Raw genomic sequence first — 21,993 nt, forward strand, 5'->3', positions numbered from 1 at the left:
ACTACATTTTTACGTTAGTTTCTATTTGGTTTTCTCCTTCGACTTCTTTTTTGATTCCTTAAAACATAGCTGTCGTTACCCGTTTCAATGATGTGACAATGATGAGTCAGCCTATCCAGCAATGCCGTTGTCATCTTTGCATCACCAAACACTTTCGACCATTCCGTGAAGTTGAGATTGGTGGTAATGACGATACTCGTACGCTCGTAGAGTTTACTGAGTAAATGGAACAGCAATGTCCCACCCGCTTGGCTAAAAGGGACATACCCAAGTTCATCTAGTATGACTAAGTCGCAGCTCACTAATCGATTAGCGAGGCGGCCCACATGACCCGCTTGCTTCTCCTGCTCTAGCGTATTGACGAGTTCTATGGTCGATAGGAACCTGACCCGCATTTGATGGTGTTGTATGGCTTGTACGCCCAACGCCGTCGCTAAGTGCGTTTTCCCTGTGCCTGGACCACCAACAAGCACGATGTTTTGGCTGTCTTTGATAAACTCACAGCGATGCAGACCTCGTATTAGATACTCATCGACTGTACTCTCGCTAAAGTCAAAACCGTATAGGTCTCGATAGACTGGGAACTTTGCCGCTTTCATTTGGTAAGCGATACTGCGTACTTCACGGTCTGCTATCTCTGCTTTTAACAAGGTTTCAAGGATGGGTTGAGCTTGTTGATAAGCAGGAGAGTTTTGAGAGGCAAGTTCAACAATACTGCTAACCATGCCGTGAAGCTTGAGTGCCTTTAATGTGCTTAATAACGCTTCATTGTGCATGACGTTTTCCTCTTAATTCGTCATATCGCGACGTATCACTGGTTGGCTCGGTAACCAGTCGCAACCCTTGAGAGACGGGGACGGGTACAACTGGAGAAGGATTGAGTAAGCGGCTTAAACAGTTTATGACGTGTTGTTTTGATGGTGTGCCTGCTTCCAGTGCCATATTAATGGCTTGCTCTACCAGCTTTTCATCGTGATGAATAACCAATGACAAGATTTCGACCATTTCCTTATCGCCGCCAAGACGCTGTAATAATATTGATTGCAGGTGCTTAAAGCTCTCAGGGAGCAAGTGAAACGGTGCGCCATTACGCAGAGAGCCTGGTTTACGTTGCGCAACCAACAGGTAATGTCGCCAGTTATAAACAATGTGTGGCGGCTCATGTTTAGGATTAAAGACTCTTTGGTGCTCTGCTATGGGCTGACCTTCTGCCACCAAAACAATACTATCGGGGTAGGCGTGCAGACTCACTCGTCGGTTTGCGTAACTTGCAGGCACGGAGTATTTATTTCTGTCGAAGTTCACCAAACAGGTAGAGGAGACTCGCTTGCTTTGCTCGATAAAACCATCAAACGGCGCTGTGACTTTCATTAATTGGGAGCGCTCACTTAGCCACGTTTGCTCTATGGTCATATCACGATATTGAGGGTGTCTACGTGACTGCCAGTCCCGTAAACATTGGGCTTCAAGCCATTGATTAAGCTCTTCTAAGGTTTTCACCTTAGGAGCGCGCTGCCAGATGATAGAACGCACATCCCGCACGTTCTTCTCGATCTGCCCCTTTTCCCAACCTGCGGCTGGGTTGCAGAAGTCGGCTTCAAACAAGTAGTGACTAACCATTGTTAAAAAGCGACGATTCACTACTCGATCTTTGCCATTTTTGACCGCATCAACCGCAGTTTTCATATTATCGTAGATCCCCCGTTCTGGAACGCCTTGGAACACGCGAAAGGCATGGTTATGGGCATCAAATAACATTTCATGACTTTGAGAATAATAGGCTCGAAGGAGGAATGCGCGGCTATGACTGAGTTTGAAGTGAGCGACCTGTAGCTTGGTTTTATGGCCATTGATATAGGCCCAATTTTCGCCCCAATCAAACTGAAAGGCTTCACCAGGGGCAAACTCTAGCGGCATATACGTTCGTTTAGACGCATCGAGTTTTTGTTCTTCGCGCCATTTACGTGCAAATGAAGCGACTCTGTCATACGAGCCGCTATAGCCTAGCGGAACGAGGTCTTGAAAAAGGTTTTTGACCGTTTTGCGCTGCTTTCTCGGTCGCTTCATTTCTCGTTTTAGCCAAGAAGTCAGTAATTCTTTAAACTCGTCTAGTTTACTCAATGAATGCCGCTTTGGATAAACAGGTTCGATAGTTTGATCTTTCAAATAACGTTTAACGGTATTTCGGGATAGTCCAGTACGTCTGGCTATTTCTCTTTGCGACATTCCTTCGCGGAAATGCCAACGACGAATAACACTTAATAATGACACGTCAATCACTCCATATTCTCCTGCTAAGACTCAGCAGGATTTAGGTTAGATGATGTGGATCAGTTTTCGGTGCAAATCAGGGGGTGAAGTGGATCAGTTCTGGATGCAATTTAACAAATACGGCTTCACCGAGCTGATATCCGACAAAGCCCCACGCGTTGGTTGAGTTGAACTGCATTTTGCGGAACATCTCAGGATCATGTGGCGTAGCGGGATTATAGATACTATCCAAGCCGAGCTTAGTGAAAAACTCATTGATTGTTGTAGGTTCAGGGATCATGCTACCTGTATTACAATCTCTGACGATACGACCAGGAGCCGTTACCTGAGCATAGTTGTAAACGGGGCTGTCTAAGTTAGAGTGTTAAGTTGAGTCAAAAATGACTTCCCATTTTCTGGCATAGGCGCACTAAAATAATCACAGACGGTCGCACCCACGTCGGAAAGCGTTTTTCTTGTGCCAATATCTTTTGTTTGCGTTAGTTTTTTGTTGTGAATCAATAACGGAACTTGTTCACGGGTATGTTTGCTGTGCCCAATGTAAGGATCGTTGCCGTGATCGGCCATGACGATCAGATAGTCGTCATTGGACATAGCATCGATAATTTGAGCGATTCGTTTGTCGGCTTTGGAGAGAATATTCCAATACTGTTGGCTATTTTGCTGATGACCAGCGAGATCGGTTTCTTGTACATTGAGACAGAAGAAACCCGTCGTATGACGAGAGATGTCAGCAAATAACTTGTCGAATAATAGATTGGTATCAACCATCGACTGGTAATTTACGCCACTTGAGTTGCTGACAATATCCGCGACTTTTCCGTACAAGTAAGTAGGAATATTTATGCTTTTTAGTTGCTGTGGTACTTGAGTCTCATGGTCGACACCATAGCCGATATGTTGAACCTGAAATCCTCGCTCATAGACACCCGATTTAGGACTATTTACCCCTATATAAGTGGGTACGCCGTTGATGGATTTGGTTTCAATGGCTTCCAACATTGCCGAACTTGTGTCGAGATAACCGCCGAATGCGATGTTGCGTCCGACTTCATTGGCGCTTCGAACAACCTTGGCAATTGAGAGTAACTTTTCAAAAGTGACCGCGCTAAGATTGGCGGTGAGGTTGTAAACTTGGCCTAAGTCCGCCTCTAGGTTGTCACCCACAACGACAGCATCTTCCACTAATAAAGCACTCAGTCCATTTTGGGTGACTTCTTGTACTCGAAAGTAGTTATTGAACAGAGCCTGCTTAATCTTTGGCAATGCATGTTGAAAGGGTATAACCAAGGGCGATTTCGGTAATGTACCCATGATCTCTTGATGTCCCATAAAGGTATCGGCCCCTTCATGCATCAAGTTGGCTCTGCCATAAACGGGTTTGTATTTCGATTCGCCGGATGCGGAAGCGTCAACAAGGTGTGTTAAACCTAAGCCCTCAATGGTGGGTAGTGAACAGTTGGTAAATTCCTTGATGAGTTTGCCAGCGGTATGGGCACCAACATCGTTGGGGCGAGTCATAGAGACATCAGCCATCTCACCGATCCCAAAACCATCGAGTACCACAACAATGAATCTACCCATGGATTGTTTCTCCAGTGCTAGTATAGATGCCTTGCAATTGGGCTTTGCCTTGGCTTAACCCCTCTATCAGCGCTACACGACTTCGAGTGGTAAACACTTGTGTTCGAAACGCCATGATCGCTGGTGTTCCAATGGGATGATGACCTTTAAGTTTGAGGTGATAATCGATGCTGTCGGTATCATCGTTGGTGACGGCGATTTTCGCCCCCTTGACGAGTGCGTGCATTAAGTTACCTCTACGGTAGTAGCCCCCACCGAACAGGTAAGAGTGGCTTTCGAACTGATGAGAGACTTCGGAAAGATACAGCATAGCGACCTTTTCAGGTTGAGAGCCTGTCTGGTTGATGGGTATGGTTCCAGTAAGTGCGTGCCCAGGTTCGCAATGTGTGCAGCCAAGTTCTCCTGAGATAGGTAGTGTCGCACTGCAGGTCAAGCTAGGCGCGTTGATATAGTGATTATCAAAACCGACTTGAGTTAAGTAATCACTTGCCTTGAGTAGCGTCGATAGGTTATTGGTTTTGGCAACCGCCTCTCCGTGCGCGAGAAAACATGGAAAATGCGTCACGCCACCGATTTCGATGTTTGGTAGCATCGAAATTTTTTGCACAACCTCTTGAATATCACCTATCTGGAACCCAGCTTCTTGGTTGGTATATAAATGATCTTTTTGATCGCAGAACTTAAGCAGTATTTTCTGGCAGTGTTCGTGCTTTTGTGCCCAATACGATAGACGCTGCGCTTTCTCGAAACTGTAAATAGTGACAACTTCTGGCCTAATATCTGAGACAATCGACTCTAACATTGCTTCAGGTGGCTGAACTAAATGACCAACATGCGCAACTTTTATGCCTGCAGAATGAAGTGACAGAGCTTCATAATAGTCGACAGCAACAATACCCTCATAGCCTATTTCGATGAGTTTATTTGCAAGGTAAGGATTTCGACCAACTTGCTTAGTCATACCGTAAAGCTTGATGCCTATTCTATCTGCCTGCTTTTTTAGTTGTGTCGCATTATCTATAAACGTGTCGACATCAATTACATAAGTATCGGGATATAGAGTACGCTCATGATGCATCTGTAGTGTTGCATCAATTAACGCAGAATTTTGTTTTATTAAAGCGTCAAGGAACATATTTACTCCTATTACAATGCCTTTTTAAATATGAACTCAGTTAACAACTTTATTTTTGGGGTATATTACAGGCGTAATGAACCTCTGGAATATATTCCCAGTTATGAATTAAATGGTTTCTTGAGTTTGGTTGGTTTAGTTAATTAAGTTTATGCTGGTACAAACATACCCATAAAGAAGAGTATATTGAGTAATACACCGGTAAATATGGCTGCTACGGCTGGTGCCGCAATTTTAAGCACTGGACGGCCCATAACTTCGTTTAAGAAATAGAACAGAACAAATATGCTTAAGCCTGTTGTCGAACCCATTTTCATTACTGCCAGCACACCACCAATTAACAGCGCAAACTCCATCAAGGTGTTCATGCTATTGCGAATATTGTCAGAAGCATTTCGGATCGATGGGAATTGCTCTAAAAAACGCCCAACAGCGCGAAGCATCATAATCTCAGCACAAATGGTAACGGCGCCCAGTGCTGCAGCAACTGGCACATTAGGTGCTAGGTAACCAGCGATGAACACGAAGGTGAAACCTACGACGCCAAAAACACCCGTGGCCAGTGCAGTGGTGGCAATAAGCGGAATAAAGCCTAAACCGCGCATAAACTCAGAGAGAGAGACTTGAGAAATAGCTTCGCTTCGTGCTACAGGATCGTCAATTTTATAAGCTTCAGCCAGAGAGTAGATAGAGACTTCTGAGCCGGCGAAAATTCCCGAAGCCGCTGCAGAGGAGATTAGCGCGCCGACAACCGCAAGATAAGGCATATTTTTCATGATACGCTTGGTACGCTCTTCGAATAAACTCTGCATGCTACTCATATCCGATGGCATGATTCCAGCAGCTTTGTCTTTGATGTCTTTGTGAATCGCAATCCCTACCAACATCACCATACCGACAAAGATTTGAATCGACTCAGGATAGATACCTGTATACTTAATGGTTAGCAGTCGAGAGAGGAGTATGATTACGCCCGCCACTAACCCTGCTTTCCAGTTAAATTGGTAAAAGATGGCCAGTAAGGGGAAGAGGGCAAATGCGGTAATAACAGGTGTACCCAGCTCGCCCAGAGCACCTAGCGCATCAATAGGTAGTCCCGTGAGAATCGCATTAACACCAGCTAAACTGGTGACCACTAACATACCCCACAAGCCACCGCCAACGACAGCTATAAGTCGGCTGCCAGCAAGTACGCCGATGATATCGGTTGGCAAAAACAATAGCCAAGGATTGAGTAGGCCTGTTGATAAGGTAAACGAAATGCCCACCGAGGCAACAAACCCAATCGACAGCCCAAACGCGACAGAGCCAGCGTCTCTGCGTTTCATGTTACCTTCAATCAGCTGTGGCAATATGGGACGGATCCCGTCGTGGAATACGGCGGCACTCATATGTGCAACCAGAGCGGTCATTGCGCATAGTGCGGCAATAAGTAATGTGTTATACAGCTCCATAGCTACGCCTCCACCAGTTGTCTAGTTAATAGGGGAATAGCATGCTCAATATGTTCAATAGACAGTCCATAGGCTTTTTTACCTGAAGAGACAAATTGCTGAACCTCATCTTCTTTCGCACGAATAGACGGTTTGGCAATGGTGCAACTCTCGTTAAAGCCGATAATCGCAATTGCCATGCTAATTGCCGCACCAGCGCCGGTGTTACAGGCACCAATATAGTAGTCAAGTTCCCCGGATTTGACCTTCATGGCTGCATCCATGTCATTTAAAATGTGGCATTCGAAATGACCTGGGGCGGTCAGTTCGATCTGCTCTCTGATTTGCTCACGCTGAAGACCAGCGATTCCGATCTTTTTCATTGTTATAATCCTTACTGCTGTGTGAAAAATTGGGCAGGATTTATTCTCAACATTGTCTCAATGTCTATGTCGGATATGTCATGTGCTTTTAACATTGGAACAAAGCTGTCGATTAAATAGCAAAAACCTAAACCTCCATTTTTGCTTAGGTGCGAACGCCGAGTGACATCCATGCTAAGCATGATTTGTCGTGCGTAACCCCTATCTATTAGCATTTTAAGTGTTTGCGCTCGCTTGCTATCGGGGTAGTAACTGTTCTTTCCAATGGTGTCGAACTGAATGTTGCAACCGGCATCTAGTAGCCAGAGTAAATCATCAAAGTGATCGCGTAGATCGCAATGACCGATCGAAATGCAAGTCATGTCGATGTTATATTTCGACAATAGTTTGACTTGATCTCTGCCCATGGTGCTAAAGCTAGTGTGCGTTGATATAGGGGCTCCGGTTTCCTTGTGTGCTATGGCAGCAGCCCGAAACACTTTCTGCTCTGTTGGTGTAAACTCATTCTTACTGCTGCCAATTTCCCCTATCACCGACGCCTTGTGAGTGGTTCCATCCATGCCTAAAGTCAGTTCATCTACCATGGTTTTGGCAATCTCGTTTACATTCATGTCGTAAAGCTTTGATGGGAAAAAACCTTCGATATAATAGCCAGTAGACATCAATACATTAATACCCGTGGCTTGCATGAGTTTATTAACAAACTCAACATCTCGATGAATATACTTATTAGTTACTTCTACAATATTGTGAACTCCACGTTTTTTAAGTTCTGTTAATTCTTCACAAAGTAGTGAAAATTCATTTAAAAAACAGTCTTCATCATTTTTTTGTGGCGATAAATTTATATGTAGATGCTCATGGCAATAGGTATAATAACCAGGATCGAATTTAGCCATTGATAACCCAACCTTTTGATAGTCAAAGTAGCGATAGCGAATATAAGTTACTTAATAAAAATGAATTTTCTTCTCTGGGTACAGAAACCAGTCCAACTAATTGACAGAGTGTATCGTTGAATTGGTTAATGCAATTAAAACTGTCATCACTTTGTATCTCTTCTAATATATCTTCGTTGAGGCCATTGGTAATAGGAGTTCCATTTTTTATACGCATGGCCGCATTTGCTAAATGCACCATCGCCATACTTAGTTGTTCTAAATCTGTAGGCAAACTATATTTATCACAGATCATTTCACTGGCTTTTAATACGCCGACTCGCGTGTCATGATCGATTATCCCCGCCTCAAAGAGGATTTTTAGTTTTTCTTCCATGTTCATAACCTCAAGTTTTAAACTAATATGATGGTAAGATTACTTTTTCACAAACAGCTGCTTGATGTGCCAATAATTTGCTTGTATCCAGAATATTGATCAGATAATTTTTTAGGAAAATATCCTCTTTACGAATTAATATCACTGCACTTGACAACTCTTGTTTGTGTGGGTGGTCGATTAACTCACTTTGCAAGTCGAGTAGTTCGAGTAAAGCAATGTCTTTGACCTCCCATACCATGGCGTCGATGGCGTGATTCTGAATCGACGTTAAGCCATCGTTATAGTTGATTTCAATAAATTCCACGCTCTGCTCGGCAAACAGCATTTTCGTGAGAATCATTTGATCGGGAGATTCTGGATCGACCCCAACCTTTTTAACCGCACTTTTTTCATCTTTTCGGTAAATTAATCGGTGACCAACGGTGTAACTGTGAGGCCCTAAGTTGACGGCCACTTCTGTATCGCTTTTTTCAATGACCGATTTTGCCGCCAGTTCAGACATGATCGCCATATCATAGACGCCATTAGCCAGGCACTCGCCACGCAAGGTCGCCCCTTTCATGTAGGCAAAGTACACATCGTCGAGCTGCGCTTTTATCGCACTGGACAACCCCTCATATTTTTTCGTGTAAGGCAAAGGCATCGAGCAAATCAGTTTGCTCAGTCCAGACATCTCAAATAGCGTACGATGATCCTTAGCCAATAAGACAGTTCCGTTTCGCCCCCCTTTACTAACGGTAATTGCCGCGTTTTTCTCCATAGTTTTTAGCGCACGTGACGCATACCCAATAGAGATATCAAAATCCTCAGCCAGCTCTTCCACGGTTTTTAGTTTTGTGCCCTCTTCAGTGGCAAGCAGATAACGAGACATCGCAACCAGAGATTGGCCCTCTTTACTTAGGTATTTGTCTAACACTTTATTCTTCATTATTTTGTGGATTTAGTTCTAGTTATATCCATGGTAGTTCAATTTACAACCGAAAACTACGCTTCTTTCGATTGAATTCAAATTTTTGAATATTTAATTCCACTAAAATTAATGCATTTTTTACTTTAAAAAACATAAGCTTAAATCTATTTTTATGAGATGAAAAATTCTCTGCTTTGGATTGGGATATATCACAAGTGTGACTTTGCGCATATATTTTCAAAATTTTGAAACTTATGCTAATCGAGTAATCTTTAACCATGTTTATGGAGAATTTGTATGAACATATTTTTGTGTTGCTCTGCGGGAATGTCCACCAGCATGCTGGTGAACAAAATGAAGCAAGCAGCAGAACAACAAGGGCTAACGTGCCAAATCAATGCCTATTCCATTACGGAATTCGAAGAACGTCTGTCGCAAAATGACGTGTGTTTAGTTGCCCCTCAAGTCAAGTTTAAGTTTGAGCAATTCAAGCAACGAGCCGAGGAAGAGGGAAAAGCGTGCGGTCTAATCGAAATGCTTGATTACGGAATGATGAAAGGCGACGTCATTCTTGAGCAAGCGTTAAAACTTTATCAATCACTTAAGTAAAAGGAGGTCACTATGAGTGTTATGACGAAGATAACCAGCACCGTAGAGAAGGTCATCACGCCAGTCGCATATCGCGTATCTACGCAGCCACACATCAATGCCGTCAAAGACGGTTTCGTAGCAACAATGCCGTTCTTGATTGTTGGTTCATTGCTATTGGTACTTGCGTTCCCACCGGGTACAGGCAACGCTTTCCTCGCTGGCTGGCAGAGTGTGGTTGACGCCATTGGTATGAGTAACATCTTAGCTGGTTTTCAAATTAGTATGGGGATATTTGCTCTCTATGCAGCGTTTGGAATCGGTTTTAGCTTGGCAGAGCATTATAAGTTGAGAGCGCTCAACTCTGGTATGTTGTCGATGTTTACCTTCCTTTTAGCGGTTGCTCCCGTTCAGTTTATCGACGTGCATGGCGGCATTATGCCAATCGCGCACATGGGTGGTGCAGGTGCATTTACGGCTATACTTTGTGGTTTGTTTGTTCCTGAGTTCCAACGTTTGCTGCTTAAATACAACATCCGTCTAAGACTGCCTGAAGCTGTACCACCAAAGATTTCAGCGTCATTCGATCTACTTATCCCTATCGTATTTTTGACCATTATCGTTGTCGCGCTGAATGTGACGCTAGGTCAAAATAACCTTAGTATTCCAACAGCCGTTATGGAGCTGTTTAAGCCTATCGTTGCAGCGTCGGACTCGTTCTTTGCATGTTTGCTGGCGGTCATTCTTATCCAGTTGCTTTGGTTTGCTGGTATCCATGGCTCTCAAGTAGTGGTTGTCGGTATCCTATACCCAATTCTTATTGTTAACCTCGGCTTAAACCAAGACGCTCTAGCAGCAGGTCAAGAGTTGCCAAAAATCTTTGTTAACCCTGTACTCGATTTCTTCATCTTCGTAGGTGGCGCAGGTGGTACTTGGGGCTTTGTTGTCCTAATGATGCGCTCTAGAGCGACTCACCTGAAAACGATTGGTCGTATGTCTATTATCCCGGGGACGTTTAACATTAACGAGCCTGTGATCTTTGGTACACCGATTGTAATGAACGTTAACTACTTCATTCCTTGGATGCTCTCGCCAATGGTGAACACGTGTATTGTGTGGTTGGCATTCAAAACAGAGTTCATTTCTAAAGTGGTTGCCCTTCCACCTTGGACGATGCCAGCACCAATCGGTGCGGTAATGGCCACCAACTCGTCTCTAGCGGCAGTTGTGGTTGTGGTATGTGTGTTGGTGAGCATGGCGATCTTCTACCCATTCTTTAAGGCGCATGAGAAACAGCTACTTGAAGAAGAAAATCGTTCAGCAAAAGACGAAAAATCTGAAGACCTCGTTGAGACTACGGTGTAGGAGTAAACATGACGCACGAAATTAAGAAAGCAAGTGATATCGATGAGGCGTTTTTGATGACGCTTCTGTGCGAGGTTGGCGAAGCGCGTTCACTGTTTATGCAAGCGCTTTTAGAAGCTCGTCAACAAAATTTAGAGTTGGTACAGGAGTTGCTGGCACAAGGTGATGCTGTGCTTACCAATGTGCATAAAAGCCAAACCAGTTTAATAGGGTTTGATGAAGGCATAGGTAAAGTACAGATGACGTTGATTTTGACTCATATTCAAGATCACATCATGACCACTATGCTATGTCGCGACCTAGCGATTGAAATTATTGAACTACGAAAAGAGCTGAAAGGGTAATCGTCATGAAAAAACGAATCTTCGACTTAACCAAAGCTGATATTGCAACCATGACTCGCACTGATTTGGTTGAATGCATTCGGATCTCAGAAGGTCGATCCATGATGGTTGAAAACGTGGTTTCCGCAGAGCCACCGTTTGATTTGGTGTCAGGTGCCGAAATTGCAGCAAGCCTTGGCGCAGACTTTATTACCTTGAACTGTCTTGATGTGTTCGATGCGAAAGCCAATGTCAATGGCGCCGCGAATCACGGTGTCAAAGACCACTTTACCATTGATGAGATCAAGGAGTTGAGTGGTCGACTCATCGGCTGCAACCTAGAACCCGTTCCCGCGGACTTTACTGACATTCCTTTAGGTCGCGCTGTGACCCGAGAGAGTGTCGAGCAAGCGGTACGTCTTGGTCTGGATTACGTCATGTTAACGGGCAACCCTGGCATGTTAGTGTCGCAAGAAACCATCCTTGATGCGATCACCTTAGTGCGTCAGGTATCTGAGGACATTCTTATTATCGCCGGTAAAATGCATGGTGGTGGTGTCGGCAATGATTACAACTTGGATATCATCAAGGGCTTTGCCGAAGCGGGTGCTGATGTGGTGATGTTCCCTGCGCCATACACCACGCCGGGTGTCACACCCGAGATGGCTTACCAAATGATGCAAGCAGTACACGCTAATAACTTGCTAGGTTTGTTGGCAATCGGTACATCTCAAGAAGGAGCCAGTGAGCACTTTATTGAGCAGGTTGCGATGGCCTCTAAAGCCGCTGGCGCGGATATTGTGCACATTGGTGATGGCGGTTATGGCGGATTGGCTGTACCAGAGAACATCTTGCGCATGGGCATGACGATTCGTGGCCGTAGGCACCAGTTCAAGCGTATGGCGAATCGCCGCTAATGAGCAATATCTTGACCTGAAACCAACCACTTACTGTAGGTGATAATCCTAGTCACGTTATCGTTCCCCCTGAGTAAGTGGTTGTCTTTCCGACACTCATTAGAAAATCAGCTGTTAGAAATCAAACTCTCTACCAAATTGTAGATACACGGTTTGATTGATGCCATTAGCACCAAAGCCAATGAGAAGCCTATGTAGGTGAAACACTTTTGTTTCACTTGTTGAGTAAACTTTATGAGCAAACCAGTGTCGTGACCACCACAAATCTCAATTTCACTGAATGGTCAAAGGTCTTCGGTGATGCCAAGATGACAACCGCACTGCTAGATAGGTTACTCGTCACTATCAAATCATTGAAACTGGCAACGACCGTTATCGCTATAAAGGGCCCAAAAAGAAATAAACAGAAAAGAGGCAATTTTCGTGTTACTTGCCCCGTCAGTAATGTTCTGGACAAAAGTACAAGTGCTTATAGGATCCGCCCCGTGGGTTCATGGAGAGGATACTGTTAATATGCCCCGAAACAAGAATCTAATTACTTTCTAATAAGCATATGTGATTAAACATTAAAAGTTGCATCTCATTCCAACAGTTACGGCTTGGATCTCTAAGTCTACACCATCAAACTCAGCAGCTCTGTATCTATAACCAACGGAAACATCAATATCATTAAACATATACAACCTCCAAGCCCGCTTGATAAGAAAACTTAAAATCAGACTCTGATACCCCAAAGATATTGGTTTCACCCTGTAGCGATCCGACACCTAGGATAAGTGCGCTGTATAAATTGCTGCCTTTCTCCATAAATATAGGACGAGCATTGATATAAAATGCCTTTCCTTCAACACTAACACTTTCAGCAAACTCGGCCTCGCCAAAGTGTTGGTACTCCAATTCCACACCCAAATCTACATTTGGATGAACAGCAAAGCTATAACCAACAAAAACCCCGTGCCCAAGTCATTACTTGCATCAATAGAAGCAAAGCCTGCATCTAATTCAGTATTGTGGCCTAATAGCAAATTGCCACCTACATACAAATGGTCGGTGCCAGCAGCGGCTGAAGCATTGGCGCTTAATAGCGCGATCAACACAAATTTTTTCAATTCAAAACTCATAAACCGCTGTTAAAAAACGGATTATGCCCTTTGCTAAGTATCAATTCTATTAAGCATAGTCTTCTTATTGGTGTATACCGTGGCTGCATATGAACTTGTAGCATTAGCAAATATTGGTCAATATTATCGTGCCTGTTTAGTGAAGAGCCCCAACTCTAAGCAGGAATTGGGGCAGCCTGACGGTCTGACTCTTTTGAATGAAAACACATGGTATCGGGGAAAAGTTTAGGGGGGAAGGTTGTGGCTGGTTACATCCGCTTCAAAGGCTTCACGACACTATCTAAACCTTCAATCTTTAGGGCTAAGCAAAGCTTAAGTAAATCGCCCAGTTCACCGCCCGGCCATCCTTTTTTATCGAACCACAAGAGATATTCCTCAGGGAGGTCGATCAACACTCGCCCTGCGTATTTACCAAAAGGCATTTGTATTCTAGCGAGCTTAATGAGGTTTTCTTTTTCTAGCATAAATAAGTGAATTTCATTTCAGATGTCTGGCCCAAGAGTACCACTCCAGATGTTTCCTCACCAGTTTAATACTGCTTTAGCCCGCTCTATGCTAGAGTACGCGACATTCAAAAATCACTATGAGAATACTATGAAATCACCTTGCTTGGCCGCGTGTAAAAACAGTGGCGGAATATGTTCAGGTTGTCATCGAACCATGGATGAAATTATCCAATGGAAAGATAAAACCGATGAGCAACGGGAGAACATCATAGACCAGATCACAGGTATAAATGCAACGCATCACTGCCCCGAGTGTAGAACTCAAGCATACTGTGATATTGCAGCGGGTAAAGAGACCTGCTGGTGCTTTACTATCGAAACTCGTGACTTGCCCAAACCCAACTCTACTCAGCTGTGTTTATGTCGTAAATGCTTGGAAAAAAAGCCAATATTATAGACAACCATCATACATCTGTTCAGAGGCTTACCAAATTACACGTCCATCCACGTTCAATCATTGACCGATCATTGCTATATATATAAAAACCATGCATCACACTTAGAGGCGCAGATAAAGTCGTTTTTATGTAAACCTTTGAGCGAGTGACTCCACCACGTTACAGTAACTTCGCCCCACTCTAGTAAAATAGCAGGATGATGAAACTCATCTTCTGCGAGTTCAGCAATCTTGTTACTGAACGCCCACGCTTGTTTGAAGTTCTTAAACTGGTAAGCCTTTTCTAGTTGAGGAATTCCGTCCCTTTCAATGATCTGCCAATCAGACAATTGCAGCAGCAGAGCTTGTCGCTCCTCTTTGCTAAGTGCAATGGCATCAATACTACAAGCTTCACATTTTTGTTCATTCAACATGGGCAGACTCCTTGAGTTCGAAAAGCGGCGGAAGCAGTCCAGCTTCAATCGCTAGATCGACTTGTTTTAATAAATTCAGCTGACTGATTGTGAAAAGTTGGGAAAAACTCTCAATCACGAAATACTTAGGTTGCATGATGTCAATTCGATACGGCGTTCTCAATACCGTATGTAAGTCAAAGGAGTCACGAATCGCGATATCACTCTCCAGCGCATAAATGGTTTCCGCCGGAGAAGAGAGGATACCGCCGCCATAAATTTTGGGTTTATGCCCTTGTTTCACCAAACCAAACTCAACCGTAAACCAATAGAGTCGTGCCAAATAGGCTCTTTGCTTCGGTGTGGCAGCTTGTCCAAGTTGACCGTAGAACTCAGTAAAAGCGGCAAAATCGTGGTTGGTTAACATCGCGCAATGACCAAATATCTCATGGAAGAAATCCGGTTCCTGTAAATAATTGAATTCTTCTCGAGTGCGTAAGAACGTGGCGACAGGGAAGCGTTTACTCCCTAATAACTTGAAAAATCTATCAAAGTCGATAAGCGCTGGCACAGGTTCAACTTGCCAACCCGTTGCTTTCAGCAATACACGGTTAATTTCCGGTAACTGAGGGACGCGGTCTTGTGGTAAATCGAGCAGCGTTAAGCCATGCAGATAAGCGTCACAAGCTCGGTCTTGAATAACGCTCATTTGTCGTGTCATTAAGTCTCGCCAAATGGCATCTTCTTCATGGCTCCATTCAACCTTGCCATCTTGATTAATGGGTCTAGAACGATACTGAGTCATGGCACATCTCAATCAACAATTCATTTACACTAAGCCTATCCGTAGTCTTAAAAGCTTCCAGTTCTGACGCAACTTTACCAAACAGCTTCTGATGTAAGACATTATTTACAATAAATCTCAAGATATTGATTTGTAAAGATTAATATATAGTTCAAAGGTTTGACTTTATTGCACATCCCTCTCAAACTTAATATGTTACCACCTTGTTGTAGAGGGACCCATGCGTGAGAGCAGTAAAATATGGCAACCGAGCGCAAGTCGCATCGAAGCCGCCAACGTTACACAGTTTATAGAACACATCAATCGCCAAGGAAACGACTTAAAAAGCTTTGCCGAGTTGCATCAATGGTCACTCGATAATGTAGAGTCATTTTGGCAAGAGGTGTGGCTATTCTGCGACGTAATTGGCACTCAAGGAGAAGTGATAAAAGAGCAAACTGACAGCCGTTGGCAACAACCCGTTGTTAATCGCGATACACTTTGGTTTCCACAAGCGCTTATTAACTATGCAGAAAATTTATTAACCTTTGCTTGCCACCAACCTGACGATATCGCAATTTGGTTTGAAAATGAGAACGCACAAAGGCAAACCTATACATGGCAACAACTGTGTGAAGAAGTTTCGAGTGTCCAGCAGTGGCTAAAAGAGTGCGGGATCAAGCAAGGTGATGTGGTCGCAGGCTTTTTGCCTCACCTCCCTCAAACCGTTATCGCCATGCTAGCAACCACCAGTTTAGGGGCCATATGGACATCCACGTCTCCTGATTTTGGGATCGAAAGCGTTTTGGAACGTTTTGGCCAAGTAAAACCTAAAATTCTATTTACTTGTGATGGTTATACCTTCAATGGCAAAAGCTTCGATATATCAGAAAAGAATCAGCATATTGCCGATCACCTCGATGGGCTCAAACAGGTTTGTCAAATTAGCTATCTTAAGCCGCAGGTTGTTGAGTGCGACGTATGTACCCAAGACTGGCAAAACATTCTTAATCAATACACTCCTGAAGCGCTGTCTTTCACGCGTGTCAATTTTAACGACCCGTTATTTGTCCTCTACTCGTCAGGTACTACTGGTAAACCAAAGTGCATTGTACATTCTGTCGGGGGAACAATTCTGAACCATGTCAAAGAACACCAGCTACATTGTGATATTCAACCGAATGAACGAATCTTTTATTACACTACCTGCGGTTGGATGATGTGGAACTGGCATGTATCTGCTTTAGCCAGCGGTGCATGCTTAGTCATTTTTGACGGTAGCCCTGTTTACCCAGCTCATAATGTTCTCTGGGACCTAGCCCAACGAGCCGAAGTCACCCTTTTTGGCGCTTCTGCTAAATATCTGGAAGCGCTAGAAAAAGCCAGCTTTTCACCGCAGCAAAGTGATCCACTTCCGAACCTGAAAACCATCTGTTCAACGGGGTCTGTTCTTTATCCTGAGCAATTCGATTATGTTTATCAGCATATCAAAGAGGATGTGCATTTGGCGTCCATCTCTGGCGGAACGGATATCTGCGGTTGTTTTGTATTAGGCAACCCGATTTCTCCTGTTTACCGAGGAGAATGCCAGTCCGCTGGATTAGGTGTCGATGTAAGAGTGTTTAACCCACAGGGAAAAAGCGTGGTTGGAGAGCGCGGAGAATTGGTCTGTGCTAACGCATTACCTAATTTCCCTTGCGGCTTTTGGAATGATACCGGAGAACGTTATCACCGTGCCTATTGGGATAAGTTCGACAATGTTTGGCACCATGGTGACGATGTCGAAAAGAGTGAAGTAGGTGGTTACGTTTTTTATGGCCGAAGTGATACCACGCTCAATCCTAGTGGCGTCAGAATTGGTACTGCTGAAATCTATCAGCAAGTGAATGCTATTGATGGCATTGTGGACTCCATTGCAGTCGGGAAAGAAGTCGACCGAAACGAACAAATATGGTTATTTGTTCAGTTAGTGAATGGGATAAAATTAAACGATGATCTTATCGCATCCATCAAAGCACAGCTTAAATCTGCGTGTTCTCCTCGACATGTCCCCAGTGCAATCTATGCCATCAGTGACATTCCTAAAACGCGTTCAGGCAAGTTAGTAGAATTAGCGGTAAAACAAATGGTAAACCACCGCGACGTTGAAAATATCGGCGCGATAGCTAACCCTGAAGCGTTAGAAGAAATACGTGCTGTTCTACCCAAGTTATATGGGTAGAACCCCAATATAGTAGTCAGCGAGTAGTGCGATAAACAAAGCAAAAAGGTGATAAATAGAGAATTTAAACGTTTCCATCGCGCTGTTTGCCTCTGGCGCGTATTTAAGCTTCCAAGCGTGGTACATAAAACCTGCATTGAGCAACAGAGACGCAAACAGATAAACCAAGCCGACCATCCCGACCAACACGGGCATGACGCACACTAACGTCAGTAATACTGTATACAACAAAATAGAGGTTTTGGTGTACTCAATACCATGAGTGACCGGCAACATTGGAATATCAACCTTACGATAATCCTCCACGCGATGAATCGCGAGCGCCCAAAAGTGCGGTGGTGTCCAAATAAAGATGATCATCACTAGCAGCCAAGCATTAGCATGCAGTTCACCTGTCACGGCCGTCCACCCCAAAAGGGGCGGCATCGCACCGGCAATCCCAGCAATAACGATATTTTGCGGTGTTGCACGCTTTAGGTACATGGTGTACACCATCGCGTAACCCAGTAAACTCATAAAAGTCAGCCACGCCGTGAGCGAGTTAACCCAAGTATACAAAAGAATAAAACCGAGCAAACCCAACACAGTTGCGAAAACCATTACCGAGAATGGATTGGTGTCGCCTGACGGCAGTGGACGTCTATGCGTACGTGCCATTTTTGCGTCAACACGCCTATCAATCAGATGATTAAATGCGGCCGCAGAGCCTGCCATCAAGCCGATGCCAATTAAACCTACCATCGCTTGTAACCAAGGAAAGTCCATCACAGGCGCTAAACTCATCCCCACCAGCGCAGTAACCAGCATTAACGCCACCACTTTAGGTTTCGTCAGCTTAAAATAAACGGAACTCAGTCGCTTTTGACTGCTCAACGATAGCGCGATTTCTTTACTCATAGCGAACTCCTTTCGCGGTGTAACTCCAATCCGTTTTCCCCTGCCACAAATAAAACTGGCTTACACAAACGAGACTCAACATAATCGCAGCGCCGAGGTTATGCGCGACAGCCACATAAATAGGGAGTTGAAATACGACATTACTTACTCCCAACATAAGTTGGCAAGCAAGTACAAACATTAACCACCCTCCAATTCTTTGAGAATAATGTGAGTCCTGCTTCATTAACATAACGCAATAAATCAATACCAACGCAGCAGTAACGATAGCACCGATGCGATGCGTGACATGTATGGTCATTCTTGCCGGGTACTCCAACACTCCAAACTCATAATTGTCGAACCCGCTTTGCCAGAAAGAAAACGCCTCTTTCCATGAGAGATAACTCATCCAGTCTCCCTCACAAATCGGCAGCGTGGTACACATCAACGCGGCATAGTTTGACGAAGTCCATCCTCCAAGGAGTACCTGCATAAATACGACCAGAAAAACCAGTAATGAGAAACCTCGCAGCGAGCGGGAAGATGGAGAAAAGTAGAGCGTATTTTGCGCTTTTAACTGACAATAAAAGACCGCTTGCAAAGCAAGCAAAGTAAAACCACCCAGCAAGTGAAGCATGACGATGACTGGCATTAATTTGAGCGTGACGGTCCACATCCCCAACAACGCCTGCCCGACCACCAATACACTGAGCAATATTGGCATCGTGGGATTCACTCGCTCAGATCTCATTGATATCACGGCCATTGCAAAAATAACTAAACCTAGCGTTCCTGCAAAATAGCGATGAATCATTTCAAGCCATGCTTTCTCATGCTCTACCGCGCGCTCTGGAAAATTGGTGTTGGCGCGTATTACGTCTTCCTCTTGATGAGGTACGGTTAAATGTCCGTAACAACCCGGCCAATCCGGGCAACCTAAGCCAGCGTCAGCAAGACGAGTGTAGGCCCCTAGCATGATCACCACTAAGGTAAGGAGTAAACTGAATCTAACTAAGTGAGTTAAGTTCATATGTGCGCCTCCCTAACCGACTCGTGACAGTTTTAAGAGTTTGCGTAAATCCGCCAGCATACCTTTGTTGAACGAAACTAAATCTTCATTCGGTTTCGGCGTATAAGACATCACCAATTGCCCCAAAGGGTCAACGATTAACATTTGTCCGGGTTTCACTTTGGCGGTAACCGATTCATTCATTTGCATTGCCGTCATCGATATATCTACGGTATCTGACAGCTCCGTCTGCCAAAGTACCGGCACCACTCGTTCTTGATATTTTCCTAAAGCAACATGGCTTTGCTGAAGCAGGTAAAGCTGCTGCCTACATTGCTCTGTGCACTCATTAGGTAAAACATAAGCGAGTTGCCACCCGTGTTCCCTAAGTGGCGAGTCTTGGCCAAGCTGGTCGAGTGTCGTATATGGCTCAACTAACACGCCTCGATTGGTCACACCGCTTTGGTACCATCCTTGGGAGAGAATAACTTTAGCGATGACGGCAGGAAGCGCAAACATACACACCAACGCAATCAACATTAGCCGCCCTTTGGTTACTTTAGATGTCATGCTTCACCTCCATGTGACGCAACTTTCTTTGCCAACGAACAAAAACAATTAAGGTCAATAATAAGAAAACGCCCGCCATCGAAAACCATTGAATCGAATAGCCGAAATGTTTGGCGCTGTTGAGCGGCAATGGGTTCCAAGGAAAGTCGTAAGGCCAATTTTTCAGATTGTCTGGCTGCAAGACTGCGGGCATAAGTTCAATATTCAGTAGCTGATTCAATTGCGCGATGTTCAGGTTCTGCACGCGAATGGCATCGCCAACTTCCGGCATTAATTCTGAGCTCAGCGGGTTGGCAGATTTTCGGTACAGGCGTCCCGTGATAAAGGTTGGCGCATCGAGTTTTGTGACTTTTGGTAACAAAGAGCGGTCCGACGTTCCTTCAACGAACCCCAGCTCCAATAACGCATACGTGCTGGGCTCTTCAACAATCGATACCACCTGAAACGCCAAATACCCTACGCTCCCTTGGTACGTTTGGTTATCTAGCAAAATCACTGGCAACGGCTCGGGAATAACGTCTGCTTTCACTTTTGTTCCGATAATACTGCCTTCGCGCCAGTCGTTCTCTTCAAGAACCACGCCTAACCTTTGATAGGCATTATCTGCTCGCGCGAGAATGGCTTGTTCCAACGCCTGCTTTTCTTCTCCTCTCTCGAGTTGCCAAAAACCCAATTTGACCAATAGAGAAAACACAACCACAGTTAAGCAAGTCGCGATCCACAACCATTTCGATAACCATAACCGTTTCGAACACAACCACGATGAAACCGGAGATGTTATGTCCACCGTCTTTCTGTTCAAACTGACGCTCGTCCTTTTGCTACTTTTCATTATCTTCAACCTCGCCAAAGCGCTTATCGAAATGGTTCGTGAAGACCCAGATCACCCAGAAAAAAGAAACAAACCGATGAGTCATTATTTAGGTCGACGCGTCATGTTTTCCGCTTTGGTTGTTATCCTTCTGCTTATTGCGCTCAGTTCTGGCTGGTTGGCTCCTAACCCCCGCCCTTACTAGTTTTATGAGTCTAAAAACAACGCACTACAGCACATAAACAAACACAAACAGACACAGCCAAACCACATCCACAAAGTGCCAATACCAACTGCCCGCTTGGAAGGCGAAATGGTTATTCGGCGAAAAGTGATCTTTGGCGACTCTCAGCAACAAAACGATTAAGAAAATGGTTCCCAGACACACATGCAAACCATGAAAGCCAGTCAACATAAAGAAAGTATTGCCATAAATCCCTGACTGTAACGTTAACCCTATCTCTTGATAAGCATGGGCATACTCAACCGCTTGGTAGTAGAGGAAAAAGCCTGCTAGCACGATCGTCATTTCTAACCAAACTATCAATGCTGTTCTTTTGTCTTTTTCAAGGCTAATGTGCGCCATATGTAGCGTGATCGACGATAATAACAACAAAATGGTATTGGTAAGAGGAATGCCCTGCCATGGCATTGCCTGCGTCGTTTCACCACTTGGCGTGATCGTGAGCGGCCAAATCGCTTCGAATGTTGGCCACAACACCTCGTTAGTCATAAGGTTGTTGTCTGCCCCTCCCAGCCAAGGCACAGAGATCATTCTGGCGTAAAATAACGCACCAAAAAAGGCACCAAAGAACATCACTTCCGAAAAAATAAACCAGCTCATCCCTTGGCGAAAAGAGCGGGTAATCTGCGAGCTGTACTTTCCACTCAGTGACTCGGTGATCACGTTGCTAAACCACCCCGCTAGCATGTATAGCAAAAACAAAAAACCAACAGCGAGGACAATTGCACCAATGGTTCCGACAGCCCCTTCACTTTGTGTGCCCTGTACGGTCATACCAGCCCCGACCGCGACTAAAAATAGAGCAAACGCACCGATGATTGGCCAACTACTTTGAGCGGGAACGTAATAGGTTCCTGGTTTGTTACTCATGA

General features: G+C 44.5%; 26 protein-coding genes and 2 pseudogenes. 8 read left to right on the top strand and 20 right to left on the bottom strand.

Features of this window, described 5'->3' with window-relative positions; all coding sequences use genetic code 11:
- Window positions 1-14: 14 nt before the first annotated feature.
- From istB to yhfZ, 10 genes are all read right to left on the bottom strand, one after another.
- Entirely contained in the window at window positions 15-776 is a 762-nt protein-coding gene (gene istB / locus ATG66_RS04330) for an IS21-like element helper ATPase IstB (RefSeq protein ID WP_098414133.1), read from the bottom strand.
- Window positions 766-2,280, bottom strand: a complete 1,515-nt coding sequence (gene istA, locus ATG66_RS04335) for an IS21 family transposase (protein ID WP_143699666.1) — start codon at window positions 2,278-2,280, stop codon at window positions 766-768. The genes istB and istA overlap by 11 nt, the downstream gene beginning before the upstream one ends.
- Window positions 2,281-2,347: 67 nt before the next feature.
- On the bottom strand, window positions 2,348-2,551 hold the full coding sequence (locus ATG66_RS04340) for a hypothetical protein (RefSeq protein ID WP_257145714.1): 204 nt from the start codon (window positions 2,549-2,551) through the stop codon (window positions 2,348-2,350).
- A gap of 71 nt (window positions 2,552-2,622) precedes the next feature.
- Complete coding sequence (locus ATG66_RS04345; protein ID WP_098414134.1) at window positions 2,623-3,855, bottom strand: phosphopentomutase; 1,233 nt, start codon at window positions 3,853-3,855, stop codon at window positions 2,623-2,625.
- Window positions 3,848-4,990: an alanine racemase gene (locus tag ATG66_RS04350; protein WP_098414135.1), complete on the bottom strand. Its 1,143-nt coding sequence runs from the start codon at window positions 4,988-4,990 to the stop codon at window positions 3,848-3,850. Before ATG66_RS04350 ends, ATG66_RS04345 begins: the two co-directional genes overlap by 8 nt.
- Before the next feature lie 149 nt (window positions 4,991-5,139).
- Window positions 5,140-6,444: a YhfT family protein gene (locus tag ATG66_RS04355; protein ID WP_098414136.1), complete on the bottom strand. Its 1,305-nt coding sequence runs from the start codon at window positions 6,442-6,444 to the stop codon at window positions 5,140-5,142.
- A gap of 2 nt (window positions 6,445-6,446) precedes the next feature.
- Window positions 6,447-6,806 (bottom strand): DUF2620 domain-containing protein, encoded by a 360-nt coding sequence (locus tag ATG66_RS04360; protein WP_098414137.1) that lies wholly within the window; start codon window positions 6,804-6,806, stop codon window positions 6,447-6,449.
- Between the two features lie 11 nt (window positions 6,807-6,817).
- Window positions 6,818-7,705, bottom strand: coding sequence for a phosphotriesterase-related protein (locus ATG66_RS04365; RefSeq protein ID WP_098414138.1), 888 nt, complete (start codon window positions 7,703-7,705; stop codon window positions 6,818-6,820).
- Between the two features lie 22 nt (window positions 7,706-7,727).
- Window positions 7,728-8,081 carry a hypothetical protein gene (locus ATG66_RS04370; RefSeq protein WP_098414139.1) on the bottom strand — a complete coding sequence of 118 codons (354 nt, stop codon included), beginning with the start codon at window positions 8,079-8,081 and terminating at the stop codon, window positions 7,728-7,730.
- Between the two features lie 22 nt (window positions 8,082-8,103).
- Window positions 8,104-9,000: a GntR family transcriptional regulator YhfZ gene (gene yhfZ / locus ATG66_RS04375; RefSeq protein WP_179885587.1), complete on the bottom strand. Its 897-nt coding sequence runs from the start codon at window positions 8,998-9,000 to the stop codon at window positions 8,104-8,106.
- A 291-nt stretch (window positions 9,001-9,291) separates the two neighbouring features.
- Between yhfZ and ATG66_RS04380 the strand changes: the two genes are divergently transcribed.
- The 5 genes and pseudogenes from ATG66_RS04380 to ATG66_RS04400 all read left to right on the top strand — a co-directional run.
- A complete protein-coding gene (locus tag ATG66_RS04380) occupies window positions 9,292-9,603 on the top strand; it encodes a PTS sugar transporter subunit IIB (protein WP_098414141.1) in 312 nt (103 codons plus the stop codon).
- Between the two features lie 12 nt (window positions 9,604-9,615).
- Window positions 9,616-10,947 carry a PTS sugar transporter subunit IIC gene (locus tag ATG66_RS04385; RefSeq protein ID WP_098414142.1) on the top strand — a complete coding sequence of 444 codons (1,332 nt, stop codon included), beginning with the start codon at window positions 9,616-9,618 and terminating at the stop codon, window positions 10,945-10,947.
- An 8-nt stretch (window positions 10,948-10,955) separates the two neighbouring features.
- A complete protein-coding gene (locus tag ATG66_RS04390) occupies window positions 10,956-11,291 on the top strand; it encodes a PTS lactose/cellobiose transporter subunit IIA (protein ID WP_098414143.1) in 336 nt (111 codons plus the stop codon).
- A gap of 5 nt (window positions 11,292-11,296) precedes the next feature.
- Window positions 11,297-12,187: a DUF7916 family protein gene (locus ATG66_RS04395; protein WP_098414144.1), complete on the top strand. Its 891-nt coding sequence runs from the start codon at window positions 11,297-11,299 to the stop codon at window positions 12,185-12,187.
- 197 nt (window positions 12,188-12,384) lie between these two features.
- Window positions 12,385-12,590, top strand: a pseudogene (locus ATG66_RS04400) (ATP-binding protein); the annotation flags it as partial.
- 266 nt (window positions 12,591-12,856) lie between these two features.
- Here the strand turns inward: ATG66_RS04400 and ATG66_RS20455 are convergent.
- The 3 genes from ATG66_RS20455 to ATG66_RS04410 all read right to left on the bottom strand — a co-directional run bounded on the left by ATG66_RS20455 (window position 12,857) and on the right by ATG66_RS04410 (window position 13,772).
- Window positions 12,857-13,084 (bottom strand): hypothetical protein, encoded by a 228-nt coding sequence (locus ATG66_RS20455; RefSeq protein ID WP_218925170.1) that lies wholly within the window; start codon window positions 13,082-13,084, stop codon window positions 12,857-12,859.
- A gap of 14 nt (window positions 13,085-13,098) precedes the next feature.
- Window positions 13,099-13,296 (bottom strand): hypothetical protein, encoded by a 198-nt coding sequence (locus tag ATG66_RS20460; protein WP_143699670.1) that lies wholly within the window; start codon window positions 13,294-13,296, stop codon window positions 13,099-13,101.
- Between the two features lie 260 nt (window positions 13,297-13,556).
- Complete coding sequence (locus ATG66_RS04410; protein ID WP_098414145.1) at window positions 13,557-13,772, bottom strand: DUF3820 family protein; 216 nt, start codon at window positions 13,770-13,772, stop codon at window positions 13,557-13,559.
- Window positions 13,773-13,902: 130 nt separating this feature from the next.
- Between ATG66_RS04410 and ATG66_RS04415 the strand changes: the two genes are divergently transcribed.
- On the top strand, window positions 13,903-14,211 hold the full coding sequence (locus ATG66_RS04415; RefSeq protein WP_098414516.1) for a cysteine-rich CWC family protein: 309 nt from the start codon (window positions 13,903-13,905) through the stop codon (window positions 14,209-14,211).
- A 74-nt stretch (window positions 14,212-14,285) separates the two neighbouring features.
- Here the strand turns inward: ATG66_RS04415 and ATG66_RS04420 are convergent, their stop codons facing one another.
- Together ATG66_RS04420 and phhA are read right to left on the bottom strand one after the other, a co-directional pair.
- Window positions 14,286-14,624: a 4a-hydroxytetrahydrobiopterin dehydratase gene (locus ATG66_RS04420; RefSeq protein ID WP_098414146.1), complete on the bottom strand. Its 339-nt coding sequence runs from the start codon at window positions 14,622-14,624 to the stop codon at window positions 14,286-14,288.
- Entirely contained in the window at window positions 14,614-15,408 is a 795-nt protein-coding gene (gene phhA, locus ATG66_RS04425; RefSeq protein ID WP_098414147.1) for a phenylalanine 4-monooxygenase, read from the bottom strand. The genes ATG66_RS04420 and phhA overlap by 11 nt, the downstream gene beginning before the upstream one ends.
- A 220-nt stretch (window positions 15,409-15,628) precedes the next feature.
- Between phhA and ATG66_RS04430 the strand changes: the two genes are divergently transcribed.
- Window positions 15,629-17,608 carry an acetoacetate--CoA ligase gene (locus ATG66_RS04430; protein ID WP_098414148.1) on the top strand — a complete coding sequence of 660 codons (1,980 nt, stop codon included), beginning with the start codon at window positions 15,629-15,631 and terminating at the stop codon, window positions 17,606-17,608.
- On the opposite strand, the gene cyoE is transcribed toward ATG66_RS04430, so the two are convergent.
- The 4 genes and pseudogenes from cyoE to ATG66_RS04450 form a co-directional block, all read right to left on the bottom strand.
- Window positions 17,597-18,505, bottom strand: a complete 909-nt coding sequence (cyoE, locus tag ATG66_RS04435; RefSeq protein ID WP_098414149.1) for a heme o synthase — start codon at window positions 18,503-18,505, stop codon at window positions 17,597-17,599. The two genes, ATG66_RS04430 and cyoE, sit on opposite strands and share 12 nt — an antisense overlap.
- On the bottom strand, window positions 18,498-19,517 hold the full coding sequence (locus ATG66_RS04440; RefSeq protein WP_098414150.1) for a COX15/CtaA family protein: 1,020 nt from the start codon (window positions 19,515-19,517) through the stop codon (window positions 18,498-18,500). The genes cyoE and ATG66_RS04440 overlap by 8 nt, the downstream gene beginning before the upstream one ends.
- A 12-nt stretch (window positions 19,518-19,529) precedes the next feature.
- On the bottom strand, window positions 19,530-20,066 hold the full coding sequence (locus ATG66_RS04445; RefSeq protein ID WP_098414151.1) for a cytochrome oxidase biogenesis cluster protein: 537 nt from the start codon (window positions 20,064-20,066) through the stop codon (window positions 19,530-19,532).
- Window positions 20,063-20,898, bottom strand: a pseudogene (locus tag ATG66_RS04450) (SURF1 family protein). Before ATG66_RS04450 ends, ATG66_RS04445 begins: the two are co-directional and overlap by 4 nt.
- Between ATG66_RS04450 and ATG66_RS04455 the strand changes: the two are divergent.
- A complete protein-coding gene (locus tag ATG66_RS04455; protein ID WP_179885589.1) occupies window positions 20,846-21,082 on the top strand; it encodes a DUF2909 family protein in 237 nt (78 codons plus the stop codon). The pseudogene ATG66_RS04450 and the gene ATG66_RS04455 sit on opposite strands and share 53 nt — an antisense overlap.
- Window positions 21,083-21,106: 24 nt before the next feature.
- On the opposite strand, the gene ATG66_RS04460 is transcribed toward ATG66_RS04455, so the two are convergent.
- Window positions 21,107-21,991 (bottom strand): cytochrome c oxidase subunit 3, encoded by an 885-nt coding sequence (locus ATG66_RS04460; protein ID WP_098414152.1) that lies wholly within the window; start codon window positions 21,989-21,991, stop codon window positions 21,107-21,109.
- Between the last annotated feature and the right edge of the window lie 2 nt (window positions 21,992-21,993).

The sequence above is a fragment of the Vibrio sp. ES.051 genome (assembly GCF_002563795.1).
GTDB lineage: Bacteria > Pseudomonadota > Gammaproteobacteria > Enterobacterales > Vibrionaceae > Vibrio.